Source organism: Mycobacterium tuberculosis complex sp. N0072, from assembly GCF_030323725.1.
Classification (GTDB): domain Bacteria; phylum Actinomycetota; class Actinomycetes; order Mycobacteriales; family Mycobacteriaceae; genus Mycobacterium; species Mycobacterium tuberculosis.
Window position 1 is genome coordinate 2220039 of sequence record NZ_CP040689.1, and the last position, 25770, is coordinate 2245808.

Consider the following 25770-nt stretch of genomic DNA (forward strand, 5'->3'; position numbering starts at 1 on the left):
ACCTCGCCGGTCGCGAAGGCTCTGGTCGGCGGGCCCGAATCGAGGCGGTCAGGATGCGGCATCCGATCACCGCCCGTCGGGCGCGCTGTTGATGCCTGATCGTGGTGCCTCGCCAGCGTGACTCGAGCCAACGGCTTGACCGGTGATGCGCCTGTCGGCCGCCAAGGCAGCAGAGCACATCGCCCCGCGCTATAGGATACTAGCAAGATACATCATAGCCAATATATGCCAGTTTGCATTGCTATTTACCGATCAGTTGTCCAAGCAATCGCGTATTGGCTATGGACATCAGCGGTCTCTGCCGCGTACGCTCACCAATGTCACCGATCGTCGACCTGTCCGGGGGGCCAGCGTGCGCCACCTCACCCAACGGCCCAGCATCGAATCCAGCTGGTGCGCCGCGCCATGGTAATCGTGGCCGACAAGGCGGCCGGTCGGGTCGCTGATCCGGTCTTGCGGCCGGTGGGCGCGCTGGGCGATTTCTTCGCGATGACGCTCGACACGTCCGTGTGCATGTTCAAGCCGCCTTTCGCGTGGCGTGAATACCTACTTCAGTGCTGGTTCGTGGCGCGGGTGTCGACGCTGCCTGGGGTGTTGATGACGATCCCATGGGCGGTGATCTCGGGGTTTCTCTTCAACGTCTTGCTGACCGACATCGGTGCCGCGGACTTTTCCGGCACCGGCTGTGCGATCTTCACCGTGAACCAAAGCGCCCCGATCGTCACGGTCTTGGTGGTCGCGGGCGCGGGCGCCACCGCCATGTGCGCCGATCTGGGTGCGCGCACCATCCGTGAGGAACTCGACGCACTGCGGGTGATGGGCATCAACCCGATCCAAGCGCTAGCGGCTCCGCGCGTGCTGGCGGCCACCACGGTGTCGTTGGCGCTGAATTCGGTGGTGACCGCGACGGGGCTGATCGGCGCGTTCTTTTGCTCGGTGTTTCTCATGCACGTCTCGGCGGGGGCATGGGTGACCGGGCTTACCACGCTGACCCACACCGTGGACGTCGTCATTTCGATGATCAAGGCGACGTTGTTCGGGCTGATGGCCGGACTGATCGCCTGCTATAAGGGCATGTCGGTCGGTGGCGGCCCGGCCGGAGTCGGCCGGGCGGTGAACGAAACCGTGGTGTTTGCCTTCATCGTCTTGTTCGTGATCAACATCGTCGTCACCGCGGTCGGCATCCCATTCATGGTGTCCTGAGGTGAACCCATGACGGCAGCGAAAGCCCTTGTAAGCGAATGGAATCGGATGGGATCGCAGATGCGGTTCTTCGTCGGCACGCTGGCCGGGATTCCCGACGCCCTCATGCACTACCGCGGCGAGCTGCTGCGGGTGATCGCGCAAATGGGGTTGGGGACCGGGGTTCTTGCGGTGATCGGTGGAACGGTCGCGATCGTCGGGTTCTTGGCGATGACCACCGGCGCGATCGTGGCCGTGCAGGGCTACAACCAGTTCGCTTCGGTGGGTGTGGAGGCGCTGACCGGCTTCGCGTCGGCCTTCTTCAACACCCGCGAGATTCAGCCCGGAACCGTGATGGTCGCGCTAGCGGCCACCGTCGGTGCCGGTACCACCGCTGCGCTGGGGGCGATGCGGATAAACGAGGAGATCGACGCGCTCGAGGTGATCGGCATCCGCAGCATCAGCTACCTGGCGAGCACCCGGGTGCTGGCCGGAGTGGTCGTGGCCGTCCCTCTGTTCTGTGTGGGACTGATGACGGCCTACCTGGCCGCGCGCGTCGGCACCACCGCCATCTATGGCCAGGGGTCGGGCGTGTACGACCACTACTTCAACACGTTCCTGCGCCCGACCGACGTGCTCTGGTCGTCGGTTGAAGTCGTCGTGGTCGCTCTGATGATCATGCTGGTGTGCACCTATTACGGCTACGCCGCACATGGCGGGCCGGCCGGGGTTGGCGAGGCGGTCGGCCGGGCCGTGCGTGCCTCGATGGTCGTCGCGTCGATCGCAATCCTTGTCATGACGCTGGCCATCTACGGCCAGTCGCCCAACTTTCACCTGGCGACCTAGTGACATGAGACGCGGGCCGGGTCGACACCGTTTGCACGACGCGTGGTGGACGCTGATCCTGTTCGCGGTGATCGGGGTGGCTGTCCTGGTGACGGCGGTGTCCTTCACGGGCAGCTTGCGGTCGACTGTGCCGGTGACGCTGACGGCCGACCGCTCCGGGCTGGTGATGGACTCCGGCGCCAAGGTCATGATGCGCGGTGTGCAGGTCGGCCGGGTCGCCCAGATCGGTCGGATCGAGTGGGCCCAGAACGGGGCGAGCCTCAGACTGGAGATCGACCCCGACCAGATCCGGTACATCCCGGCCAATGTCGAGGCACAGATCAGCGCCACCACCGCATTCGGTGCCAAGTTCGTCGACCTGGTGATGCCGCAAAACCCAAGTCGTGCACGGCTGTCCGCTGGGGCGGTACTGCATTCGAAGAACGTCAGCACGGAAATCAACACCGTCTTCGAAAACGTCGTCGACCTGCTCAACATGATCGACCCGCTGAAACTGAACGCCGTGCTGACCGCGGTCGCCGACGCCGTTCGCGGGCAAGGTGAACGGATAGGCCAGGCCACCACCGACCTCAACGAGGTGCTGGAGGCACTCAACGCACGCGGCGACACCATCGGCGGCAACTGGCGATCGCTCAAGAACTTCACCGACACCTATGACGCGGCCGCCCAAGACATCCTGACGATCCTGAACGCCGCCAGCACCACCAGTGCGACCGTCGTGAATCATTCGACGCAGCTGGATGCCTTGCTACTCAACGCCATCGGACTATCCAACGCTGGCACCAACCTGCTTGGCAGCAGCCGAGACAATCTCGTCGGCGCGGCCGACATCCTGGCGCCGACCACGAGCCTGCTGTTCAAGTACAACCCCGAATACACCTGCTTCCTGCAGGGCGCCAAGTGGTATCTCGACAACGGCGGCTATGCGGCCTGGGGCGGGGCCGACGGGCGCACGCTACAACTCGATGTGGCGCTACTGTTCGGCAACGACCCCTATGTCTATCCGGACAACCTGCCGGTTGTCGCGGCCAAGGGGGGTCCCGGCGGAAGGCCGGGATGCGGGCCATTGCCGGATGCCACCCACAACTTCCCGGTGCGCCAGCTGGTCACCAACACCGGATGGGGAACCGGGCTGGACATCCGGCCCAACCCCGGCATCGGGCATCCCTGCTGGGCCAACTACTTCCCGGTGACCCGCGCGGTGCCCGAGCCGCCGTCGATCCGTCAGTGCATCCCCGGGCCGGCGATCGGGCCCAACCCCGCGGCGGGGGAGCAGCCATGAGGGAGAACCTGGGGGGCGTCGTGGTGCGCCTCGGCGTCTTCCTGGCGGTATGCCTGCTGACGGCGTTCCTGCTGATTGCCGTCTTCGGGGAGGTGCGCTTCGGCGACGGCAAGACCTACTACGCCGAGTTCGCCAACGTGTCCAATCTGCGAACGGGCAAGCTGGTGCGCATCGCCGGCGTCGAGGTCGGCAAGGTCACCAGGATCTCCATCAACCCCGACGCGACGGTGCGGGTGCAGTTCACCGCCGACAACTCGGTCACCCTCACGCGGGGCACCCGGGCGGTGATCCGCTACGACAACCTGTTCGGTGACCGCTATTTGGCGCTGGAGGAAGGGGCCGGCGGACTCGCCGTTCTTCGTCCCGGTCACACGATTCCGTTGGCGCGCACCCAACCGGCGTTGGATCTGGATGCCCTGATCGGTGGATTCAAGCCGCTGTTTCGTGCGCTGAACCCCGAGCAGGTCAACGCGCTGAGCGAACAGTTGCTGCACGCGTTTGCCGGACAGGGGCCCACGATCGGGTCATTGCTGGCCCAGTCCGCGGCCGTGACCAACACCCTGGCCGACCGTGATCGGCTGATCGGGCAGGTGATCACCAACCTCAACGTGGTGCTGGGCTCGCTGGGCGCTCACACCGATCGGTTGGACCAGGCGGTGACGTCGCTATCAGCGTTGATTCACCGGCTCGCGCAACGCAAGACCGACATCTCCAACGCCGTGGCCTACACCAACGCCGCCGCCGGCTCGGTCGCCGATCTGCTGTCGCAGGCTCGCGCGCCGTTGGCGAAGGTGGTTCGCGAGACCGATCGGGTGGCCGGCATCGCGGCCGCCGACCACGACTACCTCGACAATCTGCTCAACACGCTGCCGGACAAATACCAGGCGCTGGTCCGCCAGGGTATGTACGGCGACTTCTTCGCCTTCTACCTGTGCGACGTCGTGCTCAAGGTCAACGGCAAGGGCGGCCAGCCGGTGTACATCAAGCTGGCCGGTCAGGACAGCGGGCGGTGCGCGCCGAAATGAAATCCTTCGCCGAACGCAACCGTCTGGCCATCGGCACAGTCGGCATCGTCGTCGTCGCCGCCGTTGCGCTGGCCGCGCTGCAATACCAGCGGCTGCCGTTTTTCAACCAGGGCACCAGGGTCTCCGCCTATTTCGCCGACGCCGGCGGGCTGCGCACCGGCAACACCGTCGAGGTCTCCGGCTATCCGGTGGGAAAGGTGTCCAGCATCTCGCTCGACGGACCGGGCGTGCTGGTGGAGTTCAAGGTCGACACCGACGTCCGACTCGGAAACCGCACCGAAGTGGCAATCAAAACCAAGGGCTTGTTGGGCAGCAAGTTCCTCGACGTCACCCCCCGCGGGGACGGCCGACTCGATTCTCCGATCCCGATCGAGCGGACCACGTCGCCCTACCAACTGCCCGACGCCCTTGGCGATTTGGCCGCCACGATCAGCGGGTTGCACACCGAGCGGCTGTCCGAATCGCTGGCCACCCTGGCGCAGACCTTTGCCGATACGCCGGCGCACTTCCGCAACGCCATACACGGGGTGGCCCGGCTCGCCCAAACCCTCGATGAGCGCGACAACCAACTGCGCAGCCTGCTGGCCAACGCGGCCAAAGCCACCGGGGTGCTGGCCAACCGCACCGACCAGATCGTCGGCCTGGTGCGCGACACGAATGTGGTCTTGGCGCAGCTGCGCACCCAAAGCGCCGCCCTGGACCGGATCTGGGCGAACATCTCGGCGGTGGCCGAACAACTGCGGGGCTTCATCGCTGAGAACCGCCAGCAGCTGCGCCCGGCGCTGGACAAGCTCAACGGGGTGCTGGCTATCGTCGAAAACCGCAAAGAGCGTGTGCGGCAGGCCATCCCGCTGATCAACACCTATGTCATGTCGCTGGGTGAGTCGCTGTCGTCGGGCCCGTTCTTCAAGGCATACGTGGTGAACCTGCTGCCGGGTCAGTTCGTGCAACCGTTCATCAGCGCCGCGTTCTCCGACCTGGGGCTCGACCCGGCCACGTTGCTGCCGTCGCAGCTGACCGACCCACCGACCGGTCAACCCGGAACCCCGCCGTTGCCGATGCCCTACCCGCGCACGGGCCAGGGCGGTGAGCCGCGGCTGACGCTGCCCGACGCGATCACCGGCAATCCCGGCGATCCGCGCTATCCGTACCGGCCGGAGCCGCCCGCGCCGCCGCCCGGCGGGCCGCCGCCCGGCCCGCCCGCGCAGCAGCCGGGAGACCAACCGTGACAACGAAACTCAGACGTGCCCGCTCGGTGTTGGCGACCGCCCTGGTGCTGGTCGCGGGCGTGATCCTGGCCATGCGCACCGCCGACGCCGCCGCCCGCACGACCGTGGTCGCCTACTTCGACAACAGCAACGGTGTGTTCGCCGGTGACGACGTGCTCATTCGGGGCGTGCCGGTGGGCAAGATCGTCAAGATCGAACCGCAACCGCTGCGCGCCAAGATTTCGTTCTGGTTCGACCGCAAATACCGAGTCCCCGCCGATGCCGCCGCGGCGATCCTGTCGCCGCAACTGGTGACCGGCCGGGCCATCCAGCTGACACCGCCGTATGCCGGCGGGCCGACCATGGCCGACGGCACAGTAATCCCGCAAGAGCGCACCGTGGTGCCGGTGGAGTGGGACGACTTGCGGGCGCAACTTCAGCGGCTGACCGCATTGCTGCAGCCCACCCGGCCGGGCGGCGTCAGCACGCTGGGTGCGCTCATCAATACTGCCGCCGACAACCTGCGCGGGCAAGGCGCCACCATCCGCGACACCATCATCAAACTGTCACAAGCGATTTCGGCTCTCGGTGACCACAGCAAAGACATCTTCTCCACCGTGACGAACCTGTCGACGCTGGTCACGGCGCTGCATGACAGCGCTGACCTGCTCGAACGGCTCAACCACAACCTGGCCGCGGTGACCTCGCTGCTGGCCGATGGCCCGGACAAGATCGGTCAGGCAGCCGAGGACCTCAACGCGGTCGTAGCCGACGTCGGCAGCTTCGCCGCCGAGCACCGCGAGGCGATCGGCACCGCATCAGACAAGCTCGCGTCAATCACCACCGCGCTGGTCGACAGCCTCGACGACATCAAGCAGACGCTGCATATCAGCCCGACGGTGTTGCAGAACTTCAACAACATCTTCGAACCGGCCAACGGCGCGCTGACCGGCGCGCTGGCGGGCAACAACATGGCCAACCCAATCGCCTTCCTGTGCGGCGCGATCCAGGCTGCCTCCCGGCTGGGCGGCGAGCAAGCGGCCAAATTGTGCGTGCAATACCTGGCGCCGATCGTGAAGAACCGCCAGTACAACTACCCGCCGCTGGGGGCGAACCTGTTCGTCGGGGCGCAGGCCAGGCCTAACGAGGTCACCTACAGCGAGGACTGGCTGCGGCCCGATTACGTTGCACCAGTTGCGGACACGCCGCCAGATCCGGCCGCGGCCGTGACCGTCGATCCCGCGACCGGCCTGCGCGGCATGATGATGCCGCCGGGGGGTGGCTCGTGAGGATCGGCCTGACCCTGGTGATGATCGCGGCCGTGGTAGCGAGCTGCGGCTGGCGCGGGCTGAATTCGCTGCCGCTGCCCGGCACGCAGGGCAACGGCCCGGGGTCCTTCGCGGTCCAGGCGCAGCTGCCGGATGTCAACAACATCCAGCCGAACTCGCGGGTGCGGGTTGCCGACGTGACGGTCGGCCACGTCACGAAAATCGAGCGCCAAGGCTGGCACGCGTTGGTGACCATGCGGCTGGATGGCGACGTCGATTTGCCCGCCAACGCAACGGCCAAGATCGGCACCACCAGCCTGCTGGGTTCCTACCACATCGAGCTGGCGCCACCGAAAGGCGAAGCGCGGCAAGGCAAGCTGCGCGACGGTTCACTCATTGCGCTGTCACACGGTAGCGCCTACCCAAGCACCGAGCAGACGCTGGCAGCGCTGTCGCTGGTGCTCAACGGCGGCGGACTGGGCCAGGTTCAAGACATCACCGAGGCGTTGAGCACCGCGTTTGCCGGCCGTGAGCACGATCTGCGCGGGCTGATTGGGCAGCTGGACACCTTCACCGCATACCTCAACAACCAGTCCGGTGACATCATCGCGGCCACCGACAGCCTCAACCGCCTCGTCGGCAAGTTCGCCGACCAGCAACCCGTCTTCGATCGGGCCCTGGCCACCATCCCCGACGCGCTCGCGGTGCTGGCCGATGAGCGGGACACGCTCGTCGAGGCTGCCGAGCAGCTGAGCAAGTTCAGCGCCCTGACCGTCGACTCGGTCAACAAGACCACCGCGAACCTGGTCACCGAACTGCGGCAACTCGGACCGGTGTTGGAGTCGCTGGCCAATTCCGGTCCGGCGCTGACCCGATCGCTGTCCCTGCTGGCCACGTTCCCGTTCCCGAACGAGACGTTCCAAAATTTCCAGCGCGGCGAATACGCCAACCTGACCGCGATCGTCGACCTCACGCTCAGCCGCATCGACCAGGGCCTGTTGACCGGCACCCGCTGGGAGTGTCATCTGACCCAGCTCGAGCTGCAGTGGGGTCGCACCATTGGGCAGTTCCCCAGCCCGTGTACCGCGGGCTATCGGGGTACCCCGGGCAATCCGCTGACGATCGCCTACCGCTGGGATCAGGGGCCCTAGATGCTGCATCTACCGCGCCGAGTGATCGTTCAGCTGGCCGTCTTTACCGTGATCGCGGTGGGCGTGCTGGCCATCACGTTCCTGCATTTCGTGAGGCTGCCGGCGATGCTTTTCGGCGTCGGCCGCTACACGGTGACGATGGAGCTGGTCGAAGCCGGTGGGCTGTATCGCACCGGCAATGTCACCTACCGCGGCTTTGAGGTGGGCCGGGTGGCAGCGGTGCGGCTCACCGACACCGGGGTGCAAGCGGTGCTGGCCCTGAAATCGGGCATCGATATCCCGTCGGACCTCAAGGCCGAGGTGCACAGCCACACCGCGATCGGCGAAACCTACGTCGAGTTGTTGCCGCGCAACGCCGCCTCGCCGCCACTGAAGAACGGCGATGTCATTGCGCTGGCCGACACCTCGGTGCCGCCCGACATCAACGACCTGCTCAGCGCGGCCAACACCGCATTGGAGGCAATACCTCACGAGAACCTGCAGACCGTCATCGACGAGTCGTACACCGCGGTGGCCGGGTTAGGGCTCGAACTTTCCCGGCTGATCAAGGGCTCGGCGGAACTGGCGATCGATGCTCGCGCGAATCTCGATCCGCTGGTGGCGCTGATCGACCGGGCAGGACCGGTGCTGGATTCGCAGACCCACACCTCGGATGCGATCGCGGCCTGGGCGGCACAGCTGGCCGCAGTCACCGGCCAATTGCAGACACACGACTCGGCGGTCGGCGATCTCATCGACCGGGGCGGTCCGGCGTTGGGGGAGACGCGCCAACTGCTCGAGCGGCTACAACCCACCGTGCCCATCCTGCTGGCCAACCTGGTCAGCGTCGGCCAGGTCGCACTCACCTATCACAACGACATCGAACAGCTGCTGGTGGTGTTCCCCATGGCCATCGCCGCCGAACAGGCCGGCATCCTGGCCAACCTCAACACCAAGCAGGCCTACCGGGGCCAGTATCTGAGCTTCAACCTCAACCTGAACCTGCCGCCGCCGTGCACCACCGGCTTTCTGCCGGCCCAGCAGCGGCGCATTCCCACGTTCGAGGACTACCCGGATCGCCCGGCCGGTGATCTGTACTGCCGGGTGCCCCAGGATTCGCCGTTTAACGTGCGCCGCGCCCGCAACATCCCCTGTGAAACCGTGCCGGGCAAGCGCGCACCCACCGTGAAGTTATGCGAGAGCGACGAGCCATACCTGCCGCTGAACGACGGCTACAACTGGAAGGGCGACCCCAACGCCACGGTGCCGGGTTTGGGGTCCGGCCAGGACATCCCGCAGACATGGCAAACGATGCTGCTGCCGCCGGGCAGCTGACGGTGATGGAGGGAGGACACGATGTCGGTAGCAGTGGATTCCGACGCCGAGGATGACGCCGTATCGGAGATCGCTGAGGCAGCCGGCGTGTCGCCGGCCCCAGCCAAACCATCCATGTCGGCGCCGCGGCGCATGCTGCTGTTCGGCCTGGTCGTCGTCGTCGCTTTGGCGGTGCTGTTGTGTTGCTGGGGATTTCGCGTCCAGCGGGCACGCCATGCGCAGGACCAGCGTGGTCACTTCCTGCAAGCGGCCCGGCAGTGCGCGCTGAACCTAACGACCATCGACTGGCGCAACGCCGAGGCGGATGTGCGCCGCATTCTGGACGGCGCCACAGGCGAGTTTTACAACGACTTCGCCCAGCGGTCCCAGCCCTTCGTCGAAGTACTGAGGCACGCAAAGGCCAGCACGGTCGGCACGATCACCGAGGCCGGGCTGCAGACGCAGACCGCCGACACGGCCCAGGCGCTGGTGGCGGTGTCCGTGCAAACGTCGAATGCCGGCGAAGCCGACCCGGTTCCACGAGCGTGGCGAATGCGCATCACCGTGCAGCGGGTCGGCGACCGGGTCAAGGTGTCCGACGTCGGGTTCGTGCCGTGAGCTGGTCGCGGGTGATCGCCTACGGGCTGCTGCCCGGGCTGGCGTTGGCGCTGACGTGTGGCGCGGGCTTGCTGAAATGGCAGGACGGCGCCGTCCGCGACGCCGCGGTTGCCCGTGCGGAATCCGTGCGGGCCGCGACCGACGGCACCACCGCGCTGCTGTCTTACCGGCCCGACACCGTGCAGCATGACCTCGAGAGCGCGCGAAGCAGGCTCACGGGCACGTTCCTCGACGCCTACACACAGCTGACCCACGACGTGGTGATCCCCGGCGCACAGCAGAAGCAGATCTCGGCCGTGGCCACCGTCGCGGCCGCGGCGTCGGTGTCGACTTCCGCCGACCGCGCCGTCGTCCTGCTGTTCGTAAACCAGACCATCACCGTCGGCAAGGACGCGCCGACCACCGCCGCTTCCAGCGTTCGGGTGACCCTCGACAACATCAACGGGCGTTGGCTGATCTCGCAATTCGAACCGATCTGACGGGGGGCACCAGTGCAGCGCCAATCATTGATGCCCCAGCAGACCCTTGCCGCCGGCGTTTTCGTGGGTGCGCTGCTATGCGGTGTCGTGACGGCGGCGGTGCCACCACACGCACGCGCCGACGTGGTCGCCTATCTGGTCAACGTGACGGTACGCCCGGGCTACAACTTCGCCAACGCCGACGCCGCGTTGAGTTACGGACATGGCCTCTGCGAGAAGGTGTCTCGGGGCCGCCCTTACGCACAGATCATCGCCGACGTCAAGGCTGATTTCGACACCCGCGACCAATACCAGGCCTCGTATCTGCTCAGCCAGGCTGTCAACGAACTCTGCCCCGCGCTGATCTGGCAGTTGCGAAACTCCGCGGTCGACAATCGGCGCTCGGGCTGAGGTAAGGGGACTGATATGTCGCGTCGAGCATCGGCCACGTGTGCCTTGTCCGCGACCACCGCCGTCGCCATAATGGCTGCTCCCGCCGCACGGGCCGACGACAAGCGGCTCAACGACGGCGTGGTCGCCAACGTCTACACCGTTCAACGTCAGGCCGGCTGCACCAACGACGTCACGATCAACCCGCAACTACAATTGGCCGCCCAATGGCACACCCTCGATCTGCTGAACAACCGGCACCTCAACGACGACACCGGTTCTGACGGATCCACACCGCAAGACCGCGCGCATGCCGCCGGCTTCCGCGGGAAAGTCGCTGAAACCGTGGCGATCAATCCCGCCGTAGCGATCAGCGGCATCGAGTTGATAAACCAGTGGTACTACAACCCCGCGTTTTTCGCGATCATGTCCGACTGCGCCAACACCCAGATCGGGGTGTGGTCAGAAAACACCCCGGATCGCACCGTCGTGGTGGCCGTTTACGGACAGCCCGATCGACCTTCCGCGATGCCGCCCAGGGGAGCGGTAACCGGACCGCCGTCCCCGGTGGCCGCGCAAGAGAACGTTCCTATCGACCCCAGCCCCGACTACGACGCCAGCGACGAGATCGAATACGGCATCAACTGGCTGCCATGGATCCTGCGCGGCGTGTACCCGCCGCCCGCAATGCCGCCGCAGTAGGCGGTCGCTAGCGCACCGCTGAGTTCCGCGGCTGCCAGATCTGGGCCGGGCACCGGAGATTAACCGCGTGGGAGACCGGCAGTTCCAGCAGCGCATCTGAGGCGTCTTCGATCGCCGGAGCCCTAATCACTGCGTGCGGCGGGCCGCGTTCGACCCGCGCGGGTCGATAAGGTCACGGAACCGTTCTGCCGGGTAGACTGCCGCACCCAAGTCTCGGACCCGGTCGGTCAACGCTTTGTCCGATGTCACCACACGAATCTCTTGTGGCTGGGCGCCGGATCGGACCAGCCGGACGATCTCGTCGTCGGCCGAGTTGGCGGCCGCCTTGGGCGCATGCGCCACTTCGACCACCGATGACGGGATGGCGGTCGACGGCGGCCGCTCGAACACCACCGTCACGTCGTCGCCCCGAGCCTTGGTGATGGCCCACCCCTCGAGCCTTTCCACCAGCATCACCATCGCGCGATGGCGGTCGCGCCACCAACCATCCGGACGACTTCCGATCACGTTCATACCGTCGACAATCCACCGCACACCTCACGGTACGACGGCGCCACCTCACCGCGTGTGTCGACGCCGGCTATGCGTTTGCCGCACTACCACCATCTGCGCTTTCGGTGCTTCTTCAGCTCTTGCTGGAACTTCTGGTAATGCTCCAGCGCGAATCGCTCTTCCAAAGCCCCAAGGGCGTTAATGACCTCCAGGTGCGAAAGGAGGAGCAGCCCATTCAACTGAAGGACTTGTTCGGGACCAGTTGGCACGTTCCGTCCGTCCTCGGTGTTGGCCAGCAAGAAGTCGCGGAGCGCCTGGCTGCTGGTCATACGCTCGGGGATCTTCATCTGCCGCAAGACGGTGGCGATGTCGGGGTCGGTCACCACACCTCTCCTTCGCTAACGAGTAGTAGCGCAAGCGTAAGAGACCGCTCCCAGGCCTACGGATGGGTCTGGGGCTACGGCCGTGACAGCGAAAGCAACGAAAAGTAACGAGTTGAACGTCGCGGGCGGCTACGCCAAGCGCTCACCACTGGGCTGGTCGCGCCGGTCTTCCGGGTCCTTGTCATCCTCGTCCGCCGGCCCGGTGGCCGAGACCAGCCCTGCTTTGGAGCTGCCGCCGGCTGGCGTTCCGGCCCCCATTCCGCTGCCCACCGGGGCAGCTCCACTCATCGCCGACGATCCGGCGTTAGCGGCGGTCGATGCCATCGGCGAGGATGCCCCCTCCAACAACTGAGCCATCAGCGGGGTGCGCGCCGCCGATCCGGCTTCGCCGGGCAGCGATCCCGCGCGCATCAGTCCCGCACCTGCGCTTGCGCCCGACCCACCCGCGAGCGGGTGGCGCGATGTCAGGCCGGCTCCGATCGTCAACGCACCCGCCGCATTGTCATCGGTATCCCCATACATCCGAGCGATGTCCGTCAACGCTGTCCCCGCTCGCATCAGCTCCTCTTGAGCTGCCGTGTTCGAAGCGATCATTGAAGCGGCCTCCGTCGCGAACGCCATCACAGCCTGCGCGGACACCTCTTCGCCCCCCGCGGGTACCAGCCCGGTCATGGTCGGCATCGTCGCCGCGTTGCCGGCCGCCAGGCCACGGCTACCGATCTCGACCAGTTGCGATCCGATGTCGCCAGCGGCCGGATCGTGTGACAAGGAATCCATCTGGTTATTGCTCCTGTGTGTTTGTGCGCGGACTCGAACGCTTGTGACGCCCCCGTAGCAATCCCCGCGGAAAGCCGGCGCGACTACCGCCGCAAAGCCCGGTCCGGCTGCGCCGGACAATAAGACAATTCTAGACCCGCTGCGGGTTAGCAGACCCGCGAAGCCGCAGAAATACGTTTGCAGCCACCTGACCTTGCGCCGGATCGCCCTGTGCGAAGGTCGGAACCAGCGTTGCTCGAAGGTGATGCACCCAGCCGCAAGTGTCGACCTATTGCGCAAATCACACTGCGGCACGCGGTCTGCCTGCCCGTGGGACCGAACACAACGAACGAAACGGTCAGTCGCACCCCTGAGTTCGGTCTGGCAAACACCGAAACAATCATGCGATCTGCCGGAATAAATAGCTATTTGCAACACTTTCACATGCGTAATGAAAGTTGGGCGTCAAACAAAAGCTAAGGCGTACGCAAATTCCATGCCGGGGCTCGGCCGACTGTGTCACACCTGCCATCGCGGGCGGGGAAGCCGCCGTTGTGTCTTCGGCCGCAATGCCGCGCTGAACGCTAATGTGTACGGCGACACCCCGGTGGCGATGCGGACGCCGCGCAGACCGGCCCGCGGGGAGGAGCACGAATTGCGGTTCAATCGGTTCAGCGCGTCCACAGCTCGGCCGTGCTGATGGATAACCTCGAGCGGCTTCGTGGTCACCTTTTCGATCGGTGATGCGTTGGCCAGCTAGTACACCGTCACCGAGAGCGATAGGTGCTATTTCCCTTGCCGTGCTGGGCGCCTGCGGTGCGGCCTTGGTGCTGACCGCGCCGCCGGCCAACCAGGCCCGAGCCGCGGCGAGCCTGCTGTCACGATCGAACTGGGTGCTCGCCACTGCGTTGCCCGCCAGTCAGGACGTCCCGGCCGATTGGGGCTACTCGTTGACCGGGCGGTTGCGACGAGCGGTCTCGCCAAGCACCGTGCCGCCGGCCGCGCTGCCTAACACGAGCCGAGCAGCCGTCTATTCGCCGGCTGGATGCGGAAACATTCCGAAAATCCTGGACCACTCCAGCGCCGACTTGGCCGCCTATGTCCAGATAGACCGCGACGTGCAGGTGTTCGGGCAAGATGCGCCCCTGGATGCTGCCGCGACCGGGGAAAGCGATGAGCGCGGACCCAACGCCCGCTTCGCACTCTGGGCCGTTGCCGACGGCCCGGCGCGGATCGCCAACTACCTGGACTGGCTAAACCGGTGCGGTTCTTACCAGGTCACCAACCACTTTTTGGACGGAACGGTCAAGAACGAACGAACCGTCACCACCGAGGTGGAAGCGCTTTCGGCCGGCGGTGCCGACGCCGCCGTCGCGGTCACAAGGACGTTTACCACCGCCGACGGCCGTGACCCGTCGTCGACTTACCATGTCGCGTACTACGCCGTGCGGGGCGTCCTGCTGGAGTGCACCAGCTATCTTCAGGGCGCCGACCTGGATCTGGTGAGGCAGCTCGCAACCCGAACAGTGCAGAAGTTGCGCGCGTTATGAGCGGCTCGGCGCGACTCCGCGATTCACAGAGGTCAGGGCTGATAGCTGCCGCGCTGTGCGTCCTCGCGACCGCCGCCGTACTGATCACCGCCCCCGCGGTGCACAGCGCCTTACGCTCCGGCGCGTCGGGCCGCCAGCCGCTCGCCCCGAGGCTGGCTGCCCTCAGCGACCAGGAACTAGCGCAGTTGCTGCCCAAGCAGAGCGAATTCCCGGCCTCGTGGACCGTCGACGAGACCACGGAGCTCTCGGACACGTTCGGATACTTCAAATATCACGTGTTCGATGAAGGTCTGGGTTTTGATCCCATCGAGTGCTTCGGGGTGGTGGGGGTGGCCTCGACCGGCGCGTTCGACGCGGCCCAAGTGTTCGGGCACGACCCCGCCGCGCAGGTCGCGGTCGCCGACGGCAAGGACATCCTCTTGACGGTTGGCCGTGAGTTCGACCGAAGCGGGTTCGATGCGTTCGTCGGCTTGGTATCCCGATGTTTGCGATTTGGTAGTGCTGTCGCCGGTTCTTACACGGTGCGCATCCTCGAGGATTCTCGGCCGACCGCCGGTCCGCAGCGCTTCCGGTACTCACTCACGACGACGATCAGTGCAGAGCCTGCCGACGAGACGCGCACTGATTACTACTCCTACGGGCGCACATCAGGGTTGATCCTGACTGGTTCGGCCGGCAGCGGTCACCAACAGGCTCTCGATGCCCTGTTCGACATCACCCTGCAGCGAATCGTCGAGCGCTGACTGGCGCCAAACGGGACCGTTCCGATGTCGGATCGCCGCAACCAGTCCGGCTTTATGCCAGAAATACACCCGCGGAAGTGATCACATCTCCGGGCGCTAGCTCGCCCTTGTCGAGCCTGTGGAACAGCAGGCCGACGTTATCGCCGGCCTTTGCCGTGTCCCGCTTTTTGCGAAAGGCCTCGATAGCGTCGACCCGCACAGCTGAACCCTCGTTGATCCGGACCTCGTCGCCGACCCTCAGCTCCCCATGCTCGACGCGGCCGGTAGCCACAAGCCCGCGATTGCGAATGAAGAACACGTCTTGGACCGTCATGCGAAACATGCGCGGAACGCTACTCGCCCGACCAGCTGAGCCGCCCAGTCGGCGGCGCGGTGGTCCACCGCCGCGTCAAAGCCCCGCTAGTCGGTGAGAAGCGCGCACTTCTCGGGGCCGCCGGCGATCCCTACGACGCGTGCGCCGTCGGCCTTGGCCAGCTGGCCGGCAACAGAGCCGACCGCACCGGCTGGTGTCCGGCCCGATGCGTCCGGTTGGGCGTTCGCGAAGGAGAAAGCGGCGGTTTCGATCGGCCATGAGCGCACCGTACCGCCAACACGTGCTTGCTGAGGCCAGCACCAGGGCACTGGTCCGCTTATGGTCTCGGCAGCCGTTTCGGTGCCGAAACGAGCAGGTCGCTAATGCTTTTCATCGATCGGTGTCTGGCCCCGGAGCGGGGGCGAAGCCCGGGGTTAATCAATGCAATTGGTAACTATTTTCGTTAACTGCCGTATTCGATCGTCGGCGCTTTTCATACCGGCTACGGCACTTAACGCAGCGCACGCTGCCCGTGTTCGCAGCGGTGCGGATTTCCAGCGAATTCACGGGCAATTCTCATCTAAAGACACGGTTGGGTCACAGCTTTGCCCGGAATCCTGGACAACAAGGTGGAAACACCGGCCATGCATTTGGTGTTGCACGGCGAGTGCAGTTGAGTTGCGTACATCTGAAAGGCGGTGCCAATCGTGGCGAATGCATCAGAGGCGACGGTGATTTTTCTTCAGTCACACCCGGCATGGATTGCAGCTCAGCAGCGTGACCATCAGCTCGAGGAAGAGATGCGCCTCCATCCTGCGTTTTTGGGTCGGCAACGCGCTGCCGAACGAAGTGCCGAAGTCGCCGTCAGCACCAGAGACTTGACGGTATGCCCCGGCGCCGACACACCGGCGTGAACGTATCCGCAACTACGCAGTGCGCCGATAACAGCACCTATATGGGCGCCTGCTCGCCAAACTGAGCGGGATCTTTGACCCCAGGGGTCGATGGCCAATCTCAGGTTGGTAAATCGGGTGCTCAGATCGGCCCTCCGGACCAGGTTGTCGCCTGGGCAGATGTGCGCTCGCTAACCGCCAACTCACTTTCAAACTACGCTGCGAGTTGTGAGCGTAATGTCAGTGATCTGACGGCAAAGGTCACGGATTTCGTCGAGCAGATGGACGGTATTTCGCGAAAAGCGGTTCGACCTACTGGCTCCTGGTGTGTGGCCTCCCAGGGTGCTGGGCTGCGGTTTCGCCAACCAACCTGCTGGTCGGCGCGCCGTATTCTGAAGACCGGACCAACGAGGGGACCGAGCCATGTCTCAGACACCCGCTACAACCCGCAAAACGTTTCCCGAGATCAGCTCAAGAGCGTGGGAGCACCCCGCCGACCGGACCGCCCTTTCCGCGCTGCGCCGGCTCAAAGGCTTCGACCAGATCTTGAAGCTGATGTCGGGGATGTTGCGGGAACGGCAGCACCGGCTGCTGTACCTGGCCAGCGCGGCACGGGTCGGGCCGCGCAGTTCGCCGACCTCGACGCGCTGCTGGACGAATGCGTGGATGTGCTGGACGCGTCGGCGAAACCCGAACTCTACGTGATGCAGTCACCAATCGCGGATGCCTTCACCATCGGCATGGGCAAGCCATTCACCGTGATCACCTCGGGGCTGTACGACCTGGTGACACACGACGAGATGCGGTTCGTGATGGGCCACGAGCTCGGCCACGCACTGTCCGGCCACGCGGTGTACCGCACGATGATGATGCATCTGCTGCGGTTGGCCCGGTCATTCGGCGTCTTGCCGGTTGGCGGCTGGGCGCTGCGCGCAATCGTGGCTGCGCTGCTGGAATGGCAGCGCAAATCGGAGCTGTCCGGCGATCGCGCTGGGTTGCTGTGCGCGCAGGATTTGGACACCGCGCTCAGGGTGGAGATGAAGCTCGCTGGCGGCTGCCGGCTGGACAAGCTGGACTCGGAGGCCTTCTTGGCTCAGGCCCGGGAATACGAGACATCCGGCGATATGCGCGACGGGGTGCTCAAGCTGCTCAACCTGGAGCTGCAGACCCATCCGTTCTCGGTGCTGCGGGCTGCCGCCTTGACTCACTGGGTGGACACCGGCGGCTATGCCAAGGTGATAGCCGGCGAGTACCCGCGTCGGGCCGACGACGGCAACGCCAAATTTGCAGACGACCTTGGCGCGGCCGCCCGGTACTACCGGGACGGCTTCGACCAGTCCAACGACCCGCTGATCAAAGGTATCCGCGACGGATTCGGTGGCATCGTCGAGGGCGTGGGACGGGCAGCCTCGAACGCGGCCGATTCATTGGGCCGCAAGATCACCGAGTGGCGGCAGCCCTCGAAGTGACGGCCCCTCTGCTACGTAGCTAAGCACGCGCGACCGGCGGGCTGGGGAGCCCGGTCAGCGGTCTCATAGCATTGCGAACACGGGACGTCGAGAGGGGAAGAGCTGCCATGGGTGAGGCGAACATCCGCGAGCAGGCGATCGCCACGATGCCACGGGGTGGCCCCGACGCGTCTTGGCTGGATCGTCGATTCCAGACCGACGCACTGGAGTACCTCGACCGCGACGATGTGCCCGATGAGGTCAAACAGAAGATCATCGGGGTGCTCGACCGGGTGGGCACCCTGACCAACCTGCACGAGAAGTACGCCCGGATAGCCCTGAAACTTGTTTCTGACATTCCCAACCCGCGAATCCTGGAACTTGGTGCGGGCCATGGCAAGCTCTCAGCGAAAATCCTCGAGCTACACCCGACAGCGACGGTGACGATCAGCGATCTAGATCCCACCTCGGTGGCCAACATCGCCGCGGGAGAGCTGGGAACACATCCGCGAGCACGCACCCAAGTGATCGACGCCACCGCAATCGACGGCCACGACCACAGCTATGACCTGGCGGTCTTCGCGCTGGCATTTCACCACCTGCCGCCTACGGTCGCCTGCAAAGCGATCGCCGAGGCCACCCGGGTGGGGAAGCGCTTTCTGATCATCGACCTCAAACGGCAGAAACCGCTGTCGTTCACGCTCTCTTCGGTGCTGCTACTGCCGCTCCACCTACTGCTGCTGCCATGGTCGTCGATGCGCTCGAGCATGCACGACGGCTTTATCAGCGCACTACGTGCCTACAGTCCCTCGGCGTTGCAGACGCTTGCCCGCGCCGCCGATCCGGGAATGCAGGTTGAAATCTTGCCCGCACCGACCAGGCTATTCCCGCCATCGCTCGCCGTTGTGTTCTCCCGTTCGAGCTCAGCGCCAACGGAATCTAGCGAGTGCTCGGCCGATCGCCAACCCGGCGAATGATTCGGTAGTAGTGCAGATAAGCCATCGCCGGTACCACGATGAACGTGATCACGATCAAAGCAATCGAGAAGTAGTTCGGACCACCCCGCACTAGAAAGATGCAGCGGTAGTCGTAGGACACTGCCAGCCCAACCGAGACCACGATCGCAACAAGCGGTAACACCTTGTCGGTGAACGCATTTCGCCGCACAGCAGCATGTTCTACTGCCTGAGACCTCGCCAATGCGATGAGAGCGATCGGCACGATGATGAACTGGACGAATCGGGCGATCACCGCCAGGCCGGTCAGGTGCAGGTTGTCGAACCGCAGCGCCAACGGGAATGCGAGCGCCAACGACGCCGTAATTGCGAAGGAGACCATCGGCACGTCGTATTGGTTCTTGCGTGACAAGCGTGTCGGCAGAACCCCGCTGTCCGCTAACGCGGTCCAAAGCCGCGGTGCACCGAACGAGGCCGCGACATTGATGCCGAACATCGATATCAGGGCTCCGACGACGATGATCGTTCGGAAGGTAGCGTTTCCGATGGCCGCGGCCAGTTTCACGGTGTCGCCCGACGCGGCGATCTTGTTCGATCCGAGCAGCATCGCTACCGTTAGGGTGAGCAAGTAGATCGCGCCAACCGAGAAGATCGCGATCGGTATAGCTCTCGGCAGGTTCCGGTCCGGCGCGTCCATTTCTTCGGCGGCGTTCGCGATCGATTCGAAACCGGTGAATGCGTACAACGCGACAATCGTGGCCAGCGCCATACTCGAGAACGTGCCCTTGCCAATTTCGGCGACGCCAAGCAACGAGTACGGGGTCGCGCTGTATGCCGACCACGCCGTTGCGTAGTTGTTCACGTGCTGGGTGGTGATGATCCACAGCCCGCCGACAATGAATGCCGAGAGCGCGAATGCCTTGCCTACCGTTGACGTTCCGTTGGCCCACTTGATCGCCCGGTTGCCGAAGAGGTTGATGGCCAACAGCACGCCGATAAAGCCGAGAAACGTCAGCGTCTTCACACTGAACAGTTGCTCGGCGTCGGCCCAGGCCTTGTCGGGGAAGGCCACTCGCAACAGCGTCGAGACGAAAAAAGAAGCCAACACCCCCCAAGCGATGGACGCGGTAATGGCGTGGGTGACACCGACATAGATGCCGATCCGGCGCCCAAATGCGGCCGTTGTGTAGGCGTAGGAGGCACCGTTTGTTCTGACGTACCTTGCCGCCGTCGCGAAGACGATCGCCACGACACCCGCGAAAATGCCAGCTAAAACATAGGCCATCGGCGCGAAGGGTCCTGCGAGCCCGATCACCTCACCTGGAGTTAGGAAGATACCGGCGCCGATTATCGAGTTGATCCCGAGCATGACGACGCTGCAGAAACCCAGCTTGTGGATCGCATATCCTCTCGTCCGCGGGCCGACCACCGCACCAAGGCTGTCTAGCAGGGAATCCTCTAACGCACCATAGATTCTCTAGCGACGATTCTTGAGCTCCCGGCCTGTCGATGCCGGCGCTGCAGGTGAGTCACCGCAGTGGGCGCACCGAACACTCACTTCCGCCGCCCCAAATCCGCGCAGTGACCACCGCGCGGTCCTCGCGAGTCTAGGCCAGCATCGAGTCGATCGCGGAACGTGGGACCAATACCTGGGTTGGGCCGGCTGCTTCGGGCAGCAACTCCCCCGGGTTGAAGAAGAAAATCACCCCGTCGTTCGTGACTGCGAAGTTCTGATAATTCACCGGGTCCAAGCCGGCATTCGGCGCTATCGATACCTGTTGTCCGGTCTGCTTGCTCAGTTCACCTTGCACAATGGGGAAGACGACTGGCAGCGGATCGGTGTCAGCCTGCCACAGCGTGTCATAGGTGATTGGCTTGCGATAGGCCTGGTCCCAATCGAAGGCCTTGTACGTGGTCGTTGGGTGCGTGCCGCCGGCGTTCTGGTAGACCTTGAGCACCACGGCCTGCGTACCACGCGGCGGTATCGCGGACTGGTATGTGGCCGAGGTGATATTCAATTCGTAGGGGGCTTCGCGTGGAGTGGACGATGTGGCCGCGCTGAGGAACTTGTCGCGCGTCTGGGCGATGTAATTTTCCAGCGACTTCTGGTCGGGGTAGTAACTGGGCAGGCTGATGTTGATGTTGTAGGCCGGGTCGGACATTTGAATCTGGCACGCCTGGCCGGTATCGGTGCCTTTCAACTCCTCGCAGTAGGTCTTGGGCGCGGCCGTGGCCACACCCGAACAACAGAGCAAAACGACAGCCGTGACCAGCATGAAGATCTTGATGCGCACGTCGAAATTCCTCCGGGAGTAGTTTGCAGCACCGCCGGCCGCAGGCGGGAGATTGGATTGCCGCGATATCTGAGTCGACGACAAACATAGGGCATCGCGCTGCTGACGACGATGCCTGACCAGACTCAAGCTAGCAGATCGATCGGGCCCGGTGTCGCGTGGTGCTCGACGCCCCCGACGCGCTGGGCGGTTAGAAGTCCCAGTCGGTGTCGGTGGTGGGTTGGTGGGTGCCCATTACGTATGAGCTTCCGGAGCCGGAGAAAAAGTCGTGGTTCTCCCCTGCACCGGGGTCGAGAGCTGCGCGCACGGCCGGGTTCACCTGGCAGGTGTCACGATCGAATGCAGGCTGGTATCCCAGGTTGGCTAGCGCCTTGTTGGCGTTGTAACGCATGTAGGGCAAAACGTCGTCGGTCCAGCCCAACTCGTCGTACAAGTCGTGCGCATAGTCGATCTCGTTCGCGTAGAGCGTGTGCAGCAGCTCGCAGGTGTATTCGCGGTGGTCGGCCCGCTCGGCGTCGGTCAGGTCGGCCAAACCTCGTTGACATTTGTAGCCGATGTAGTAGCCGTGGACGGCTTCATCTCGGATGATCAGCCGGATCAGATCGGCGGTGTTGGTGAGCTTACCCCGCGACGACCAGTACATGGGCAGGTAGAAGCCGGAGTAGAACAGGAAGGACTCCAGCATTACCGACGATGCTTTGCGCTTGAGCGCGTCGTCACCGCGGTAGTAGTCGACGATGATCTGCGCTTTTCGCTGCAGGTAAGGGTTCTGTTCCGACCAGTCGAAGGCATCGTCGATCTGCTTGGTCGAGCACAGGGTCGAGAAGATCGAGCTGTAGCTCTTGGCGTGCACTGACTCCATGAACGCCATGTTGGTCAGGACCGCCTCTTCGTGGGGGGTGACCGCGTCGTCGATCATGGCCACTGCTCCCACCGTCGCCTGCGCGGTGTCGAGCAGGGTCAAGCCGGTGAACACCCGGATCGTCGTCTGCTGCTCGGTGGAACTCAACGTTTGCCAAGATGCCAGGTCGTTGGAGAGCGGAATCTTTTCCGGCAACCAAAAGTTACCGGTCAAACGTTCCCAGACCTGCAAATCTTTAGCATCGAGCAACCGGTTCCAATTGATTGCGTGCACCCGCTCAACGAGCTTGCCGGTCATCGAGGGCCGTCCTGCCTTGCCATGGTCATGCCGCTGTTGGCCGGTGCGTACGCTCCTGTGGGCGTCAAGTCCGGCAGTCGGTCCTTGGGCATTTCGGCCGTCCTCCTTGTCATTGACGGTCTTTCATGGCGTGCACCAGCACTGTAGCTTAGTGATTTCGGCTACCCATATTTTATTCTTCGTGTCGCTGAACTCATTACAAACAGCGATCACCGCGCATACGGTTACGCGACGCCTGGCCAGTAGCCGACGACGCCGCGGAACTCAAGGTCGGTTTGCGGGAAGTCGTTGCCGACGGCCAGCAGTGGTTGGTGGCCCAGCTGGGCGGTCGCGTACGTCATACAGTCTCCGAAGTTGAGAGCCGCGCGGTGGCGCCCCTTGCCGTATCGCAGAAAGGCTCGTTGCGTGGCAGCGGCATGCTCGGCGGTGAAAGATGACACGCTCAAGCCGATTTCGCTGCGAAGTCGTTCGAAGATCGTGCGCGCAACGGGGCCGTGACGGGCGGTCAAGACAATCAGGCATTCGGCGACGGTGGGTGCAGACATGACGGGGCTATGGGCGCCGGCCAGGGCGGCCGCGACCAGGGTGGCGTGCGGCCGCTCGCCTTGAACCAGGGCCACCACGGCGCTTGTGTCCACGATCATTGCGGTGCTCAGACTCCGGTTGCGGGGTCGTAGCCGAGGATTTGTTCGCGCTCGAGCTTGGTGATGGGGGAGCGGTCGGCAAGCAGGGGCCAGATTTCGGTACGCAAGATGTCGAGAAGTTGTGCCTCACGGTCGCCGGCGCGCGACTCCAAAAACGCCAGCTGGGCAGACAGGGCATGCCGGATGGCGGCAGTCTTGCTGGTGTGCAGCCGGTCAGCGAGTTCGGCGGCTAGTCGGTCTACCTCAGGGTCTTTGATATTCAGCGCCACAGGTAGATGGTACCAGCAAATAGCCACTATCTACCTAACGCGTGCTGTGCCGTGCGGTAGCTACTGAAAATCCGAGATGTCAAAGGCAGCGTCTGGATACGCTGTATGCGCGCAGGGATGGTGATCGAGGCGGAGGGGCGGCGTGTCATTTCTGGTCGTGGTTCCCGAGTTCTTGACGTCCGCGGCAGCGGATGTGGAGAACATAGGTTCCACACTGCGCGCGGCGAATGCCGCGGCTGCCGCCTCGACCACCGCGCTTGCGGCCGCTGGCGCTGATGAGGTATCGGCGGCGGTGGCAGCGCTGTTTGCCAGGTTCGGTCAGGAATATCAAGCGGTCAGCGCGCAGGCGAGCGCTTTCCATCAACAGTTCGTGCAGACGCTGAACTCGGCGTCAGGATCGTATGCGGCCGCGGAGGCCACCATCGCGTCACAGTTGCAGACCGCGCAGCACGATCTGCTGGGCGCGGTCAATGCACCAACCGAAACGTTGTTGGGGCGTCCGCTAATCGGCGACGGAGCACCCGGGACGGCAACGAGTCCGAATGGCGGGGCGGGTGGGCTGCTGTACGGCAACGGCGGCAACGGTTATTCCGCGACGGCGTCGGGGGTCGGCGGCGGGGCCGGCGGTTCCGCGGGGTTGATCGGCAATGGCGGCGCCGGGGGAGCCGGCGGACCCAACGCCCCCGGGGGAGCCGGCGGCAACGGTGGCTGGCTGCTCGGCAACGGCGGGATCGGCGGGCCCGGGGGCGCGTCGAGCATCCCCGGCATGAGTGGTGGAGCCGGCGGAACCGGCGGTGCCGCAGGACTTTTGGGCTGGGGAGCGAACGGCGGAGCCGGCGGCCTCGGTGATGGAGTCGGTGTCGATCGTGGCACGGGCGGCGCCGGAGGCCGCGGCGGCCTGTTGTATGGCGGATACGGCGTCAGTGGGCCAGGCGGCGACGGCAGAACCGTCCCGCTGGAGATAATTCATGTCACAGAGCCGACGGTACATGCCAACGTCAACGGCGGACCGACGTCAACCATTCTGGTCGACACCGGATCCGCTGGTCTTGTTGTCTCGCCTGAGGATGTCGGGGGAATCCTGGGAGTGCTTCACATGGGCCTCCCAACCGGATTGAGCATCAGCGGTTACAGCGGGGGGCTGTACTACATCTTCGCCACGTATACCACGACGGTGGACTTCGGGAATGGCATCGTCACCGCGCCGACCGCCGTTAATGTCGTCCTCTTGTCCATCCCAACGTCCCCCTTCGCCATTTCGACCTACTTCAGCGCCTTGCTGGCCGATCCGACAACAACTCCGTTCGAAGCCTATTTCGGTGCCGTCGGCGTGGACGGCGTTCTGGGAGTTGGGCCCAATGCGGTGGGACCAGGCCCCAGCATTCCGACGATGGCGTTACCGGGTGACCTCAACCAGGGAGTGCTCATCGACGCACCCGCAGGTGAGCTCGTGTTCGGTCCCAACCCGCTACCTGCGCCCAACGTCGAGGTCGTCGGATCGCCGATCACCACCCTGTACGTAAAGATCGATGGTGGGACTCCCATACCCGTCCCCTCGATCATCGATTCCGGTGGGGTAACGGGAACCATCCCGTCATATGTCATCGGATCCGGAACCCTGCCGGCGAACACAAACATTGAGGTCTACACCAGCCCCGGCGGTGATCGGCTCTACGCGTTCAACACAAGCGATTACCGCCCGACCGTCATTTCATCCGGCCTGATGAATACCGGGTTCTTGCCCTTCAGATTCCAGCCGGTGTACATCGACTACAGCCCCAGCGGTATAGGGACAACAGTCTTTGATCATCCGGCGTGATCGAGCCTGTTCGCCGCGAATGTCGCCGCCTGGCTTGTCATCCCCGACTGAACATACGAAACATGCGCCATAATATTGCCGCCTCCGGTGCATATTGGATCGTCGGGAGCACACAAGTTTATGGTCTTAGAGCTATACAGCGGACCGATTGTCGGCAACGACCCGCCGCCCCACAACATGCTGGAGAAACCACTGGATGGCTCGCCGAAAAGGGCGACAGCGGCGACATGATCTGCCACCGCGGGCGGCATCGCCGAGGTGGACAAATCGATGACCGTCGCACCCTGCGAATAGCCACCAAGCACAATCCTGGTGTTCGGGCAGCTGGCGACGGTGCGCTGGATGTGGGCGCTCGCATCATCGGAACCGTTTGACGCGCTCGCGCGGTAGTCGTCGCTTGCTGGGTAGTTCACCGCGTAGACCCCAATCGACCGCCCGCCAACTTGCGAGGTAAGCGAGTCGACGAACGCCTCACCGACGTCGCCAAGACCAGAAGCCTGATGCGTGCCGCGAGCGAAAACGACCGCGATGTCCGAACACGGATCCGCATGCGCGGCACGACCGCCGGCGGGTGCGCTCACCAGCGCCAAGGTCGTCGCAACCACGACACCAACGATGCGAACAAGGCTGCGTGGAGTCATCTGCACAT

Annotated in this window: 27 protein-coding genes and 1 pseudogene; 17 read left to right on the forward strand and 11 right to left on the reverse strand. The window is 64.4% G+C overall.

From position 1 onward, the window contains the following. Window positions 1-405: 405 nt before the first annotated feature. From FF952_RS10370 to FF952_RS10425, 12 genes are read left to right on the forward strand one after another with little or no spacing between them, the layout of a single operon-like run. Window positions 406-1203 carry an MlaE family ABC transporter permease gene (locus FF952_RS10370; protein ID WP_003899101.1) on the forward strand — a complete coding sequence of 266 codons (798 nt, stop codon included), beginning with the start codon at window positions 406-408 and terminating at the stop codon, window positions 1201-1203. A gap of 9 nt (window positions 1204-1212) precedes the next feature. Next, on the forward strand, window positions 1213-2028 hold the full coding sequence (locus FF952_RS10375) for an ABC transporter permease (RefSeq protein ID WP_003899102.1): 816 nt from the start codon (window positions 1213-1215) through the stop codon (window positions 2026-2028). 4 nt (window positions 2029-2032) lie between these two features. Beyond that, window positions 2033-3310 carry an MCE family protein gene (locus FF952_RS10380; RefSeq protein WP_003901299.1) on the forward strand — a complete coding sequence of 426 codons (1278 nt, stop codon included), beginning with the start codon at window positions 2033-2035 and terminating at the stop codon, window positions 3308-3310. Continuing rightward, a complete protein-coding gene (locus FF952_RS10385; RefSeq protein ID WP_003899104.1) occupies window positions 3307-4335 on the forward strand; it encodes a virulence factor Mce family protein in 1029 nt (342 codons plus the stop codon). Before FF952_RS10380 ends, FF952_RS10385 begins: the two co-directional genes overlap by 4 nt. Continuing rightward, window positions 4332-5564, forward strand: coding sequence for a virulence factor Mce family protein (locus tag FF952_RS10390; protein ID WP_003904746.1), 1233 nt, complete (start codon window positions 4332-4334; stop codon window positions 5562-5564). The genes FF952_RS10385 and FF952_RS10390 overlap by 4 nt, the downstream gene beginning before the upstream one ends. Beyond that, window positions 5561-6832 carry a virulence factor Mce family protein gene (locus FF952_RS10395; protein ID WP_003899106.1) on the forward strand — a complete coding sequence of 424 codons (1272 nt, stop codon included), beginning with the start codon at window positions 5561-5563 and terminating at the stop codon, window positions 6830-6832. The genes FF952_RS10390 and FF952_RS10395 overlap by 4 nt, the downstream gene beginning before the upstream one ends. Then, on the forward strand, window positions 6829-7962 hold the full coding sequence (gene lprM, locus FF952_RS10400; protein ID WP_003899107.1) for an Mce family lipoprotein LprM: 1134 nt from the start codon (window positions 6829-6831) through the stop codon (window positions 7960-7962). The genes FF952_RS10395 and lprM overlap by 4 nt, the downstream gene beginning before the upstream one ends. Further along, window positions 7963-9276, forward strand: coding sequence for an MCE family protein (locus FF952_RS10405; protein ID WP_003904747.1), 1314 nt, complete (start codon window positions 7963-7965; stop codon window positions 9274-9276). It abuts the gene before it with no gap. 21 nt (window positions 9277-9297) lie between these two features. After that, a complete protein-coding gene (locus FF952_RS10410) occupies window positions 9298-9873 on the forward strand; it encodes an Mce associated membrane protein (RefSeq protein ID WP_003899109.1) in 576 nt (191 codons plus the stop codon). Beyond that, window positions 9870-10352, forward strand: coding sequence for an Rv1363c family protein (locus FF952_RS10415; RefSeq protein ID WP_003899110.1), 483 nt, complete (start codon window positions 9870-9872; stop codon window positions 10350-10352). The genes FF952_RS10410 and FF952_RS10415 overlap by 4 nt, the downstream gene beginning before the upstream one ends. Before the next feature lie 12 nt (window positions 10353-10364). Beyond that, the gene (locus FF952_RS10420; RefSeq protein ID WP_003899111.1) at window positions 10365-10742 is read left to right on the forward strand and encodes a DUF732 domain-containing protein; all 378 of its coding nucleotides are present in this window, start codon (window positions 10365-10367) and stop codon (window positions 10740-10742) included. A gap of 15 nt (window positions 10743-10757) precedes the next feature. After that, window positions 10758-11423, forward strand: a complete 666-nt coding sequence (locus FF952_RS10425) for a CAP domain-containing protein (protein WP_003904748.1) — start codon at window positions 10758-10760, stop codon at window positions 11421-11423. Between the two features lie 126 nt (window positions 11424-11549). Here the strand turns inward: FF952_RS10425 and FF952_RS10430 are convergent, their stop codons facing one another. The 3 genes from FF952_RS10430 to FF952_RS10440 all read right to left on the reverse strand — a co-directional run bounded on the left by FF952_RS10430 (window position 11550) and on the right by FF952_RS10440 (window position 13075). Further along, complete coding sequence (locus FF952_RS10430) at window positions 11550-11957, reverse strand: NYN domain-containing protein (RefSeq protein WP_003899113.1); 408 nt, start codon at window positions 11955-11957, stop codon at window positions 11550-11552. Window positions 11958-12019: 62 nt separating this feature from the next. Then, window positions 12020-12301, reverse strand: coding sequence for a hypothetical protein (locus FF952_RS10435; protein ID WP_009940633.1), 282 nt, complete (start codon window positions 12299-12301; stop codon window positions 12020-12022). A gap of 126 nt (window positions 12302-12427) precedes the next feature. Further along, on the reverse strand, window positions 12428-13075 hold the full coding sequence (locus FF952_RS10440) for a PE family protein (protein ID WP_003909553.1): 648 nt from the start codon (window positions 13073-13075) through the stop codon (window positions 12428-12430). A gap of 779 nt (window positions 13076-13854) precedes the next feature. Here FF952_RS10440 and FF952_RS10445 point away from each other — a divergent pair. Beyond that, the gene (locus FF952_RS10445; protein WP_003908776.1) at window positions 13855-14604 is read left to right on the forward strand and encodes a hypothetical protein; all 750 of its coding nucleotides are present in this window, start codon (window positions 13855-13857) and stop codon (window positions 14602-14604) included. Continuing rightward, window positions 14601-15347 (forward strand): hypothetical protein, encoded by a 747-nt coding sequence (locus tag FF952_RS10450; RefSeq protein WP_003904751.1) that lies wholly within the window; start codon window positions 14601-14603, stop codon window positions 15345-15347. Before FF952_RS10445 ends, FF952_RS10450 begins: the two co-directional genes overlap by 4 nt. 52 nt (window positions 15348-15399) lie before the next feature. Here FF952_RS10450 and FF952_RS10455 read toward each other — a convergent pair whose 3' ends face one another. Beyond that, complete coding sequence (locus FF952_RS10455) at window positions 15400-15669, reverse strand: EF-Tu/IF-2/RF-3 family GTPase (protein WP_003901305.1); 270 nt, start codon at window positions 15667-15669, stop codon at window positions 15400-15402. A gap of 77 nt (window positions 15670-15746) precedes the next feature. Next, window positions 15747-15926, reverse strand: coding sequence for a dehydrogenase (locus FF952_RS10460; protein WP_003907830.1), 180 nt, complete (start codon window positions 15924-15926; stop codon window positions 15747-15749). Window positions 15927-16955: 1029 nt separating this feature from the next. Between FF952_RS10460 and FF952_RS10465 the strand changes: the two are divergent. Continuing rightward, window positions 16956-18001 (forward strand): annotated as a pseudogene (locus tag FF952_RS10465) (M48 family metallopeptidase). Between the two features lie 107 nt (window positions 18002-18108). Beyond that, window positions 18109-18957, forward strand: a complete 849-nt coding sequence (locus FF952_RS10470; RefSeq protein ID WP_003409942.1) for a class I SAM-dependent methyltransferase — start codon at window positions 18109-18111, stop codon at window positions 18955-18957. Here FF952_RS10470 and FF952_RS10475 read toward each other — a convergent pair. The 5 genes from FF952_RS10475 to FF952_RS10495 form a co-directional block, all read right to left on the reverse strand. Further along, window positions 18920-20365: an APC family permease gene (locus FF952_RS10475; RefSeq protein WP_003409946.1), complete on the reverse strand. Its 1446-nt coding sequence runs from the start codon at window positions 20363-20365 to the stop codon at window positions 18920-18922. The genes FF952_RS10470 and FF952_RS10475 overlap by 38 nt on opposite strands. A gap of 178 nt (window positions 20366-20543) precedes the next feature. Beyond that, window positions 20544-21230, reverse strand: a complete 687-nt coding sequence (gene mpt64 / locus FF952_RS10480) for an immunoprotective protein Mpt64 (protein ID WP_003409954.1) — start codon at window positions 21228-21230, stop codon at window positions 20544-20546. 190 nt (window positions 21231-21420) lie between these two features. Further along, window positions 21421-22389, reverse strand: a complete 969-nt coding sequence (gene nrdF / locus FF952_RS10485) for a class 1b ribonucleoside-diphosphate reductase subunit beta (RefSeq protein WP_003899116.1) — start codon at window positions 22387-22389, stop codon at window positions 21421-21423. A 224-nt stretch (window positions 22390-22613) separates the two neighbouring features. Then, window positions 22614-23033 (reverse strand): type II toxin-antitoxin system VapC family toxin, encoded by a 420-nt coding sequence (locus tag FF952_RS10490; RefSeq protein ID WP_003409958.1) that lies wholly within the window; start codon window positions 23031-23033, stop codon window positions 22614-22616. Window positions 23034-23041: 8 nt separating this feature from the next. Further along, on the reverse strand, window positions 23042-23302 hold the full coding sequence (locus tag FF952_RS10495) for a type II toxin-antitoxin system VapB family antitoxin (protein ID WP_003409968.1): 261 nt from the start codon (window positions 23300-23302) through the stop codon (window positions 23042-23044). 142 nt (window positions 23303-23444) lie between these two features. Between FF952_RS10495 and FF952_RS10500 the strand changes: the two genes are divergently transcribed. Beyond that, a complete protein-coding gene (locus FF952_RS10500) occupies window positions 23445-25121 on the forward strand; it encodes a PecA family PE domain-processing aspartic protease (RefSeq protein ID WP_003904753.1) in 1677 nt (558 codons plus the stop codon). On the opposite strand, the gene cfp21 is transcribed toward FF952_RS10500, so the two are convergent. Continuing rightward, on the reverse strand, window positions 25109-25762 hold the full coding sequence (cfp21, locus tag FF952_RS10505; protein ID WP_003409976.1) for a cutinase Cfp21: 654 nt from the start codon (window positions 25760-25762) through the stop codon (window positions 25109-25111). The genes FF952_RS10500 and cfp21 overlap by 13 nt on opposite strands. Window positions 25763-25770 lie beyond the last annotated feature (8 nt).

Bases quoted from the DNA above. Each gene is read 5' to 3' on its own strand.
- FF952_RS10370 (WP_003899101.1), top strand. From the start codon at position 406: ATGGTAATCGTGGCCGACAAGGCGGCCGGTCGGGTCGCTGATCCGGTC.
- FF952_RS10375 (WP_003899102.1), top strand. From the start codon at position 1,213: ATGACGGCAGCGAAAGCCCTTGTAAGCGAATGGAATCGGATGGGATCG.
- FF952_RS10380 (WP_003901299.1), top strand. From the start codon at position 2,033: ATGAGACGCGGGCCGGGTCGACACCGTTTGCACGACGCGTGGTGGACG.
- FF952_RS10385 (WP_003899104.1), top strand. From the start codon at position 3,307: ATGAGGGAGAACCTGGGGGGCGTCGTGGTGCGCCTCGGCGTCTTCCTG.
- FF952_RS10390 (WP_003904746.1), top strand. From the start codon at position 4,332: ATGAAATCCTTCGCCGAACGCAACCGTCTGGCCATCGGCACAGTCGGC.
- FF952_RS10405 (WP_003904747.1), top strand. From the start codon at position 7,963: ATGCTGCATCTACCGCGCCGAGTGATCGTTCAGCTGGCCGTCTTTACC.
- FF952_RS10410 (WP_003899109.1), top strand. From the start codon at position 9,298: ATGTCGGTAGCAGTGGATTCCGACGCCGAGGATGACGCCGTATCGGAG.
- FF952_RS10425 (WP_003904748.1), top strand. From the start codon at position 10,758: ATGTCGCGTCGAGCATCGGCCACGTGTGCCTTGTCCGCGACCACCGCC.
- FF952_RS10440 (WP_003909553.1), bottom strand. From the start codon at position 13,075: ATGGATTCCTTGTCACACGATCCGGCCGCTGGCGACATCGGATCGCAA.
- FF952_RS10450 (WP_003904751.1), top strand. From the start codon at position 14,601: ATGAGCGGCTCGGCGCGACTCCGCGATTCACAGAGGTCAGGGCTGATA.
- FF952_RS10455 (WP_003901305.1), bottom strand. From the start codon at position 15,669: ATGTTTCGCATGACGGTCCAAGACGTGTTCTTCATTCGCAATCGCGGG.
- FF952_RS10470 (WP_003409942.1), top strand. From the start codon at position 18,109: ATGGGTGAGGCGAACATCCGCGAGCAGGCGATCGCCACGATGCCACGG.
- nrdF (WP_003899116.1), bottom strand. From the start codon at position 22,389: ATGACCGGCAAGCTCGTTGAGCGGGTGCACGCAATCAATTGGAACCGG.
- FF952_RS10490 (WP_003409958.1), bottom strand. From the start codon at position 23,033: ATGATCGTGGACACAAGCGCCGTGGTGGCCCTGGTTCAAGGCGAGCGG.
- cfp21 (WP_003409976.1), bottom strand. From the start codon at position 25,762: ATGACTCCACGCAGCCTTGTTCGCATCGTTGGTGTCGTGGTTGCGACG.